The following is an 8,700-nucleotide window of genomic DNA, read 5'->3' as shown; positions in this document are numbered from 1 at the left end:
GGAGCGGCATGTCATGGCACCCAGTGTCCTTTGCGAACAGGAAGCACCGGCGCGCGACGAGGCGGCCGATGCGCTGCGGGACGAAGCGCAGCGTCGCCTGGCGCTGCAGGTCTTTCTCTGCGCCAACTACGAAGGGTTGCGGCGCAAGCTGACCCGCCATCTCGGGTGCGCCGAGATGGCCAGCGAATGCCTGCACGACGCCTGGCTGCGGCTGGGCCACCTGCGGGTGGGCGCGCCCGTGGAGAACCCCAACGCCTACGTCTATCGCGTGGCCTGCAACCTGGCCATGGACCGGTTGCGCAGCGAGGGGGCATGGCGCTATGTGGACGACCCGCACACCGCCGTCGAGTCGGCCATCGACCACGCGCCCGGGCCCGAGGACATGGCCGAAGTGCGCGCCGAAGTCGGTTCGGTCGACCGCGCGATGCAGGGCCTGCCGCGGCGTCACCGGGCGGTGCTCGAGGCCTTGCGCATCGAGGAGAAGACGCGCCAGGAGGTGGCCTCCCACTACGGGCTGTCGCTGCGCAACGTGGATACCGTCCTGCGCCAGGCGCTGGACCATTGCGGCGCGATGACGGGCCGGCCGGTGCTGGCCGGCGTCGGTACACCCCGAAGGGCCGTGGTGTCGCCCCGGATGGCCGCCTGAGCGGCACGTGGCACCGCGGCACCACGGCGCAGCTTGCCACAGCAGGCGCAATGTCACGAAACTGTGGGCTTGTTCGTCAAGACAGTTCAACCACAGGAGCTTTCTTCATGCAGCCCATGTTTTCAACACTGGAAACCGACGACGACACCCCGCCCGCAGCGACGGCCGAGCCGCGCAATTCCTACCTCGAGGAAAAGGCGTTCAAGTCGCGCACGCTGCTGATCTTCGGCAGCATCACCGACAGCGTGGCCGCCGATGTCACGCGCCGGCTCATCGCGCTCGATGCCGACAGCGGCGACAAACCCATCGACATCCTCGTGAGCTCGCCCGGCGGGCACCTGGAGTCGGGCGACGCGATCCACGACGTGGTGCGTTTCATCAGCGCGCCGGTGCACATGATCGGCACCGGCTGGGTGGGCAGCGCCGCCACGCACCTGTTTTTGGCGGCGCCGCGCGAGCGCCGCGTGTGCCTGCCTAACACGCGCTTTTTGATCCACCAGCCCAGCGGCGGCGCGGGCGGCCAGGCGACCGACATCGCGATCCAGGCGCAGGAAATCATCAAGGCCCGCCAGCGCATCGCGCACGAGATCGCACGCGAAACCGGCAAACCGATCGACGTGGTGCTGGCCGACATCGAGCGCGACCGCTGGCTGTCGGCCACGGAGGCCGTGGAGTACGGGCTGGTCTCGCGCATCGTGCAGCGCAAGACCGAGTTGCGACCGGCCTGATCAGGCCTTGGGCTTGTAGGCGACGACGTCGATCTCGACCTTCGCATCGACCATGAGGCGCGCCTCGGTGGTCGAGCGCGCCGGCTTGTTTTCACCGAAGTAGCTCATGTAGACGCGGTTGAAGGCACCAAAGTCGCGCGCGTCGTGCAGCCAGACGGTGCTCTTGCACACGTCGTCGAGCGTGGCGCCGGCCAGCGCGAGCACGGTCTTCAGGTTCTCCATCACCTGGCGCGTCTGCACCTCGATGCCGCCGGCCACGATCTCGCCCTGCGCGTTGGCGGGCACCTGGCCCGACACGTAGACGAAATCGCCCGCGCGCACGGCGGGGGAGAAGGGGCGGGCCTGGCGGTCGGAAGCGATGGGCGGGGCGCCGAGGTATTCGAGGGGCATGGGAACTCCTGTGAGTGAGAGGGGTTGAGTGGGGCGGGTGAGGGCCGCAGTATCCGTCTGATTTGAAAGACTTTTTCAGAATAACCCCTCAACAAGGGTTAACGCGGATGATTTGGCATGAAGTCTGCTTCAGAGTTCGGCCTAGAAAGAAAATTTCTTTCATAAATCAGTCCGCCCCATGAAGGAGTTCTCCATGTCTCACGCCGGTCTTGTCCAGCGCCTGCCCCGCCTGTCGAAGCGCAGCCTGCTGGGAGCTTCCCTGCTCGCGATGCTGTGTGCCGCACTGCCTCACCCCAGCGCCCACGCGCAGGGCCCGCGCAACTTCGCCACGCTGGCGATGGTGGCCGAGCCGCAGACGCTCGACCCGATGGCCTCCACGGCCGATCTGGTCGGAACCATCATGCAGCACGTGTACGAGACGCTCTACACCTTCGACGCCAAGTGGAACGTGGTGCCGATGCTGGCCGAGACGATGCCCAAGATCTCCGCAGACGGCAAGACCTACGCCATCACGCTGCGCAAGGGCGTGGCGCTGCACAACGGGCGCGATCTCACGGCCGACGACGTGGTGGCCAGCCTGCAGCGCTGGATGGACCAGTCGCCGCGCGGCAAGGCCGTGGGCAAGGAAATCGAGAGCCTCAAGGCCAAGGGCCCGCTGGGCGTGGAGATCGTGCTGAAGGCGCCGTACGCGCCGCTGCTGTCGCAGCTCGCACTGCCCAGCGGCATGGCGGCCATCATGGCCAAGGACTCCATCGCCTCGCCGTTGAAGGACTTCGTCGGCACCGGCCCCTACAAGTTCAAGGAGCGCCGCCCCGACCAGTTCGTGCTGCTCACGCGCTTCGACAAGTACGCCGCGCGCAAGGAGCCCGCGAGCGGCTACGGCGGCAAGCGCGAAGCCGCCATCGAAGAGCTGCGCTTCGTGCCCGTGCCCAACGCCAGCACGCGCGTCGAGGGCGCGCTGGCCGGCCAGTACGACTTCGCCGACCTGCTGCCGGTGGAAGCGCTGCCGCGCCTGGAGAAGGCCGGTGGCAAGACGCTGCCGATCATGACGCCGTCGTTCGGCTTCCCCTACCTCGTGCTCAACACCAAGGAAGGCGTGGCCGCCAACCCGGCGGTGCGCCAGGCCGTGCAGACCGCGCTGGGCCAGGGCGAGATGCTCGCGGCCGGCTTCGGCGACACGCGCTTCTTCGTGGCCGAGGCCAACCACTTCCCCAAAGGCTCGCCGTTCTACTCGGCGGCCGGCGCCGACCACTACAACCAGCGCAACGCCACCAAGGCGAAGGACGCCGCGGCCAAGGCCGGCTACAAGGGCGAGCCGATCCGCGTGCTCACCAGCCGCCAATACGACTTTCACTACAACATGTCGCTGCTGATGGCCGAGCAGCTCAAGCGCGCCGGCTTCAAGGTCGACCTCAACGTGGTCGACTGGGCCACGCTGGTGCAACGGCGCAACGACCCGAAGCTGTGGGACATCTACGTGACCCACTCGGGCCAGTTCCCCGAGCCCATGCTCTCGCCGCCGCAACTGGGCGACGGCGCACCCGGCTGGTGGGATTCGCCCGCCAAGAAGGCCGCACTCAGCGCCTTCAACACCGAGAGCGACCCGGCCAAGCGCGGCGCGCTGTGGGGCAAGGTGCAGCAGGTGGTGTACGACGAGGTGCCGTACATCAACGTCGGCAAGTTCAACGGCCTCTCTGCCAAGAGCCCGGCGCTGGACAACTACCAGCCCGCGACCTGGCCGTTCTTCTGGAACGCGAAGATCAAGTAAGGCCGCAAGCACCGCCATGCCGTCGCGTCGTCAACTTCTGCAAGTCAGCGCACTGGCCTCCGGCCTGGGCGCCCTCGGACTCAAACCATCCATGGCCACTCCCGCTCAAGCCACCACTTCGGACCCCGTGTACGCCTACGTCGGCACCTACAGCGACGGCGGCAAGCCGTGGCGCGGCGGACGCGGGCTCGGCGTGCACCAGTTCGTGGTGGACGGCGCGACCGGCGCGCTCAAGCCCATCCCCGGTGCACCCCCGGCCGTGGCCAGCGCGGGCAGCGATGCCAAGCTGCGCAACCCCGCCTCGCTCGCACGCCACCCGACGCTGCCGATGCTCTACGCGGCCAACGAGTTCGAGGCCGGCTCCGTCTCGGCCTTTCGCATCGGCGCGAACGGCGCGTTGTCGTTCGTGGCCGAGATGCCCTGCGGCGGCAAGGACCCGGCGCACTGAGCGTGCACCCCGACGGCCGCTTCGTGTTCACCGCCAACTACGCCAGTGGCGACGTCAGCGTGATCGCGCTGCGCACCGACGGAAGCTTCGACACCGACCGCGCCGCCGTCGTCTACAAGGACGTCGCGGCCTGCGGCGCCGCCACGCCCTGCAAGCCCGGCGCCGACGTGGTGCCGCTGGCCGCGCGCTCGCACGAAGGCTTTGCCACCAGCGACCACGACGGCCCGCACGCCCACATGGTGCAGGCCGACCCGGCCGGTAACTTCGTGCTCGTGGCCGACCTGGGGCTCGACCGCGTCATCTCGTACCGCTTCGATCGCGCCACCGGCGTGCTGAGCCAGCCGAGCACGGTGGCCGTGTCCGAAAGCTCGGGCGCGCGCCACTTCGCCTTCCATCCGAACGGCAAGTGGGTCTACCTCGTGAACGAAGAGGCCTCGACCATCGCCTTCCTGCGCTACGACGGCGTCACCGGCGTGCTCACGCTGGTGAGCGAAACCTCGGCGCTGCCGGCCGGCTTCAAGGGCACCAGCTACGCCTCGGGCATCCGCATGCTGCCGGGCGGCACGCACTTCGTGTCGCTCAACCGGCTGCACGATTCGATCTCCATCTTCAAGATCGATGCGCGCACCGGCGCGCCCACGCTGGTGCGCGAGGAGTGGACGCGCGGCAACTACCCGCGCAGCTGCACGCTCGAGCCGAGCGGGCGCTTTCTCTACGTGTGCCACAACAAGCAGGGCGACAACGTGACCATCTTCCGCGTGAAGAAAAACGGCGACGTGCAGTTCACCGGCCAGTACGTGGCCGTCGGCAGCGCCGCCGCCATCGAGTTCTCGTCATGATCAAGAGCGCATCGCTTCGCTACATCGCCTCGCGCGCGGGCGGCATGCTCATCGTGCTGGCGCTGGTGGCCGTGCTGGTCTTCGTGCTCACCCGCGCGGCCTCGGGCGACCCCATCTCGGTGCTGCTGGGCGACCAGGCCACCGCTGCCGACATCGCCCGCGTGCAGAAGGACTACGGCCTGGACAAACCCCTGCCCGTGCAGTTCGGCTACTGGCTGCGCGAAGTGCTGCAGGGCAACCTGGGCACCTCGATCTTCCTGCAGCGCCCGGTCACGCAGGCACTGTGGGAGCGCGCCGAGCCCACCACCTTGCTCGCGCTGCTGGCCGTGGCCATCGCGGCGCTCATCGGCGTGCCCTGCGGCATCGTCTCTGCGGTGTTCCGCGGCCGCGTGGTCGACCAGTTCTTCACCGGCATCGCGATGCTGGGCGCCAGCATCCCCAGCTTCTGGCTGGGCATCGTGCTGATCCAGATCTTTGCGGTGTCCTTCGGCTGGTTCCCGGTCTCGGGGTACGGCGCACCCGATGCGCCGTTTGCCGAGAGATTGCACGCGCTGGTGCTGCCCGCCACCGTGCTGGGCCTGCTGAACTCCGCACTCATCATCCGTTTCACGCGCGCCTCGATGCTCGACGTGCTGGGCGAAGACTACGTGCGCACCGCGCGCTCCAAGGGCCTGAGCGAGAAGGTCGTCGTCTTGAAGCATGCGCTGCGCAATGCATTGGTGCCCATCGTCACTGTGATCGGCCTCACCGTCGCGCTGATGATCGGCGGCGCCGTCATCACCGAGACCGTGTTCGGCCTGCCCGGCGTGGGCAACCTCGTGGTCAACGCCGTGTTGCGGCGCGACTACCCCGTCATTCAAGGTGCGCTGCTCGTGATTGCCGCGATCTACGTGCTCATCAATTTCTCGATCGACCTGCTGTACGCGGTGGTCGATCCGCGCGTGAAGGTCTGAACGATGCGCATGCCTCGAATGCTCCGCCAGCTGATGCACCGCCGCATCGTGATGGTGTCCGCCCTGGTGCTGCTGGTGATCGCCGTGCTCGCTGTCGGTGCACCGCTGTTCGCGTCGGCCGACCCTAACGACACGGCCGTGCTGCAGCGCCTGAAGGCGCCCAGCGCCGAACACCTGCTCGGAACCGACGAACTCGGGCGCGACATGTATTCGCGCATCGTGCACGGCGCCCGTTACTCGCTCGCCATTGCGGCGCTCACGGCGCTGGGCGCGGTCATCGCCGGCACGGTGCTGGGTTTGATGGCCGGGTTCTTCCGCCGTCTCGATGCTCCCTTGATGCGCGTGGTCGACGCCATGATGTCCTTCCCCGACATCCTGCTGGCCATCGCGCTGGTGGCCATCCTGGGACCGTCGCTGATGAACACCGTGCTCGCACTGGTGCTGGTCTACACGCCGCGTGTCGCACGCGTGGTGCGGGCCTCGACCTTGGTGGTGCGCGAGCTGCTGTTCGTCGAAGCCGTGCGCGCTTTGGGTGTGCGCACCTCGCGCATCCTCTGGCGCCACATCCTGCCGAACCTGATGTCGCCGATCCTCGTGCAGGTGTCGTTCATCTTCGCCTACGCGATCCTGGCCGAAGCCGGCCTCTCGTTCCTCGGCGTGGGCGTGCCGCCCGAGATCCCCACCTGGGGCACCATGGTCGCGGGCAGCCAGCAGTACGCGCACCAGGCCTTCTGGGTGGTGCTGTTCCCGGGCCTGGCGATCATCTTCACGGCGCTGTCGCTGCAACTGCTCGGTGACGGCGTGCGCGACCTGCTGGACCCCAAGCTCAAGAAGACCTCGTGATGCAAAAAGTCAACCAGACCCCACGCCTCACGGTCACCAACCTGAGCACGAGCTTCCCCACTGAAGACGGATTGATCCGTTCAGTGGCCGACGTGAGCTTTGCCATCCAGCCCGGCAAGACCACCGCGCTCGTGGGCGAATCCGGCTCGGGCAAGTCGGTCACCAGCCTCACGCTGATGCGCCTGCTGCCCAAGACCGCCAACGCACAGGTCAGCGGATCGGCATCTTTCGTCACCCGCGAAGGCAAGACACTCGACCTGCTGCAGATCGGTGAACGCGAGATGCGCTCGCTGCGCGGCAACCAGCTGTCGATGATCTTCCAGGAGCCCATGACGAGCCTGAACCCGGTCTTCACCATCGGCGAGCAGATTGCCGAGAGCGTGCGCCTGCACAAGGGGCTCGACCGCAAGGCGGCATTGGCCCATGCGCTGCGCATGCTGGAGCTGGTGGAGATTCCGGCGGCCGCGCAACGCATCCACGAGTACCCGCACCAGCTGTCGGGCGGCATGCGCCAGCGCGTGATGATCGCGCTGGCCATGGCCTGCGACCCGACGCTGCTGATCGCCGATGAGCCCACCACCGCGCTGGACGTGACCATCCAGGCGCAGATCCTCGAACTCATGCGCCGGCTGCAGGCCGAGACGGGCATGAGCATCCTGTTCATCACGCACAACCTGGGCGTGGTGGCGCACCATGCCGACGACGTGGTGGTCATGTACTCGGGCCGCGTGGTCGAGCGTGCGCCCGTGCGGCCGTTGTTCGCGCAGCCCGAGCATCCGTACACGCAGGGCCTGCTGGCCTGCCTGCCGGGCAAGGCACGGATTCCTGGGCAACCCAAGCCCAAGCGCTTGTTCGCCATTCGCGGGCAGGTGTCGAGCCCATTGGCCCCGCCGCCGGGCTGCGCCTTCGAGCCGCGCTGCGACCAGGCGCTGGCGAGCTGCAAAGACGCGATGCCGCCGCTGATCGACATCCGCCAGGACCGCCAGGCGCGCTGCGTGCGCGTGCAGCCTGACCAACCGCTCGCGAGGGCTGCATGATGACCACCGCTGTTTCTTCCTCGCCCCTCATCGAAGTCCGCGGCCTCAAGAAGTACTTCGGCAGCAGCGAGCGCCCCGTGCGCGCGGTGGACGACGTGTCCTTCGCGATCCACCCCGGCGAGACCCTCGGCCTGGTCGGCGAATCGGGCTCGGGCAAGAGCACCATCGGGCGCACCGTGCTGCGCCTGGTCGAGCGCACCGAGGGCCAGGTGCTGTACCGGGGCGACGACATCGGCGGTCTCTCGGGCGAGCGCATGCGCAAGCTGCGCAGCAAGCTGCAGATCATCTTCCAGGACCCGTACGCCAGCCTGAACCCGAAGATGCGCATCAGCGCCATCCTGGGCGAGGCGCTGTCCACGCACGGCCTGCACAAGGGCGCAGCGGCACGCGACAAGCGCATCGCCGAGCTGCTGGAGACCGTGGGCCTGCGCCCCGAGCACGCCAGCCGCTTCCCGCACGAGTTCTCGGGCGGCCAGCGCCAGCGCATCGGCGTGGCCCGCGCGCTGGCCGTGGAGCCCGAGTTCATCGTGGCCGACGAGCCGCTGTCGGCGCTGGACGTGTCCATTCAATCGCAGGTCATCAATCTGCTGGCGGACCTGCGCGAGCGCCTGGGCCTGACGATGCTCTTCATCTCGCACGACCTCGACGTGGTCGAGTACCTGTGCGACCGCGTGGTGGTGCTGTACCTGGGCAAGGTGATGGAAGTGGCCACCACCGAGGAGCTGTTCGCGAACCCCTCGCACCCCTACACCCAGGCGCTGCTGGCCGCGAGCCCGAAGCCTGATCCCGAGCTGGCCACCGAGCGCATCGCACTGAAGGGCGACATTCCCAGCCCGATCTCGCCGCCCTCGGGCTGCGTGTTCCGCACGCGCTGCCCGCACGCCATCGAGGCCTGTGCGCAGACGGTGCCCAGCCTCGACGAGATTTCCCCCGCACACTACAGCGCCTGCATCCGCAAAGAACTGCTCCCCCACATCGCCGTTGCACGACCATGACCGACATTTCTTCCTCGACACACGATTTCATCGACCCGCTGCTGAGCGACCGT

At 67.9% G+C, this 8,700-nt stretch carries 8 protein-coding genes and 1 pseudogene; 8 read left to right on the top strand and 1 reads right to left on the bottom strand.

Translation table 11 applies throughout. From position 1 onward, the window contains the following. Nucleotides 1–13: 13 nt before the first annotated feature. Together FFI97_RS24945 and FFI97_RS24940 are read left to right on the top strand one after the other, a co-directional pair. Entirely contained in the window at nucleotides 14–646 is a 633-nt protein-coding gene (locus FFI97_RS24945) for a sigma-70 family RNA polymerase sigma factor (RefSeq protein WP_139701144.1), read from the top strand. A gap of 107 nt (nucleotides 647–753) precedes the next feature. Further along, on the top strand, nucleotides 754–1,374 hold the full coding sequence (locus tag FFI97_RS24940; RefSeq protein WP_070059889.1) for an ATP-dependent Clp protease proteolytic subunit: 621 nt from the start codon (nucleotides 754–756) through the stop codon (nucleotides 1,372–1,374). On the opposite strand, the gene FFI97_RS24935 is transcribed toward FFI97_RS24940, so the two are convergent. Beyond that, nucleotides 1,375–1,764: a RidA family protein gene (locus FFI97_RS24935; protein ID WP_062473709.1), complete on the bottom strand. Its 390-nt coding sequence runs from the start codon at nucleotides 1,762–1,764 to the stop codon at nucleotides 1,375–1,377. It abuts the gene before it with no gap. Between the two features lie 193 nt (nucleotides 1,765–1,957). Here FFI97_RS24935 and FFI97_RS24930 point away from each other — a divergent pair, with 193 nt between their 5' ends. The 6 genes and pseudogenes from FFI97_RS24930 to FFI97_RS24905 all read left to right on the top strand — a co-directional run bounded on the left by FFI97_RS24930 (nucleotide 1,958) and on the right by FFI97_RS24905 (nucleotide 8,647). Continuing rightward, nucleotides 1,958–3,532 (top strand): ABC transporter substrate-binding protein, encoded by a 1,575-nt coding sequence (locus FFI97_RS24930; protein ID WP_139701145.1) that lies wholly within the window; start codon nucleotides 1,958–1,960, stop codon nucleotides 3,530–3,532. 16 nt (nucleotides 3,533–3,548) lie between these two features. Next, a pseudogene (locus FFI97_RS24925) lies at nucleotides 3,549–4,819 on the top strand (lactonase family protein). After that, on the top strand, nucleotides 4,816–5,772 hold the full coding sequence (locus tag FFI97_RS24920; protein ID WP_095743846.1) for an ABC transporter permease: 957 nt from the start codon (nucleotides 4,816–4,818) through the stop codon (nucleotides 5,770–5,772). Before FFI97_RS24925 ends, FFI97_RS24920 begins: the two are co-directional and overlap by 4 nt. Nucleotides 5,773–5,775: 3 nt before the next feature. Beyond that, the gene (locus FFI97_RS24915) at nucleotides 5,776–6,615 is read left to right on the top strand and encodes an ABC transporter permease (RefSeq protein WP_095951032.1); all 840 of its coding nucleotides are present in this window, start codon (nucleotides 5,776–5,778) and stop codon (nucleotides 6,613–6,615) included. After that, entirely contained in the window at nucleotides 6,615–7,652 is a 1,038-nt protein-coding gene (locus FFI97_RS24910; protein WP_139699995.1) for an ABC transporter ATP-binding protein, read from the top strand. The genes FFI97_RS24915 and FFI97_RS24910 overlap by 1 nt, the downstream gene beginning before the upstream one ends. Continuing rightward, on the top strand, nucleotides 7,652–8,647 hold the full coding sequence (locus FFI97_RS24905; RefSeq protein WP_144004526.1) for an ABC transporter ATP-binding protein: 996 nt from the start codon (nucleotides 7,652–7,654) through the stop codon (nucleotides 8,645–8,647). The genes FFI97_RS24910 and FFI97_RS24905 overlap by 1 nt, the downstream gene beginning before the upstream one ends. The last annotated feature ends 53 nt before the right edge of the window (nucleotides 8,648–8,700 follow it).

Origin of the sequence: Variovorax sp. KBS0712, from assembly GCF_006323185.2 — a bacterium.
Taxonomy (GTDB): Bacteria; Pseudomonadota; Gammaproteobacteria; order Burkholderiales; family Burkholderiaceae_C; genus Variovorax; species Variovorax boronicumulans.
Note: the sequence above shows the minus strand (reverse complement) of the source record. Positions and strands in the feature narration are given on the sequence as shown.

Excerpts from the sequence above, each read along its gene's own strand:
- FFI97_RS24905 (WP_144004526.1), top strand. The coding sequence starts at position 7,652 with ATGACCACCGCTGTTTCTTCCTCGCCCCTCATCGAAGTCCGCGGCCTC.
- FFI97_RS24915 (WP_095951032.1), top strand. The coding sequence starts at position 5,776 with ATGCGCATGCCTCGAATGCTCCGCCAGCTGATGCACCGCCGCATCGTG.
- FFI97_RS24940 (WP_070059889.1), top strand. The coding sequence starts at position 754 with ATGCAGCCCATGTTTTCAACACTGGAAACCGACGACGACACCCCGCCC.
- FFI97_RS24935 (WP_062473709.1), bottom strand. The coding sequence starts at position 1,764 with ATGCCCCTCGAATACCTCGGCGCCCCGCCCATCGCTTCCGACCGCCAG.
- FFI97_RS24930 (WP_139701145.1), top strand. The coding sequence starts at position 1,958 with ATGTCTCACGCCGGTCTTGTCCAGCGCCTGCCCCGCCTGTCGAAGCGC.
- FFI97_RS24910 (WP_139699995.1), top strand. The coding sequence starts at position 6,615 with ATGCAAAAAGTCAACCAGACCCCACGCCTCACGGTCACCAACCTGAGC.
- FFI97_RS24945 (WP_139701144.1), top strand. The coding sequence starts at position 14 with ATGGCACCCAGTGTCCTTTGCGAACAGGAAGCACCGGCGCGCGACGAG.
- FFI97_RS24920 (WP_095743846.1), top strand. The coding sequence starts at position 4,816 with ATGATCAAGAGCGCATCGCTTCGCTACATCGCCTCGCGCGCGGGCGGC.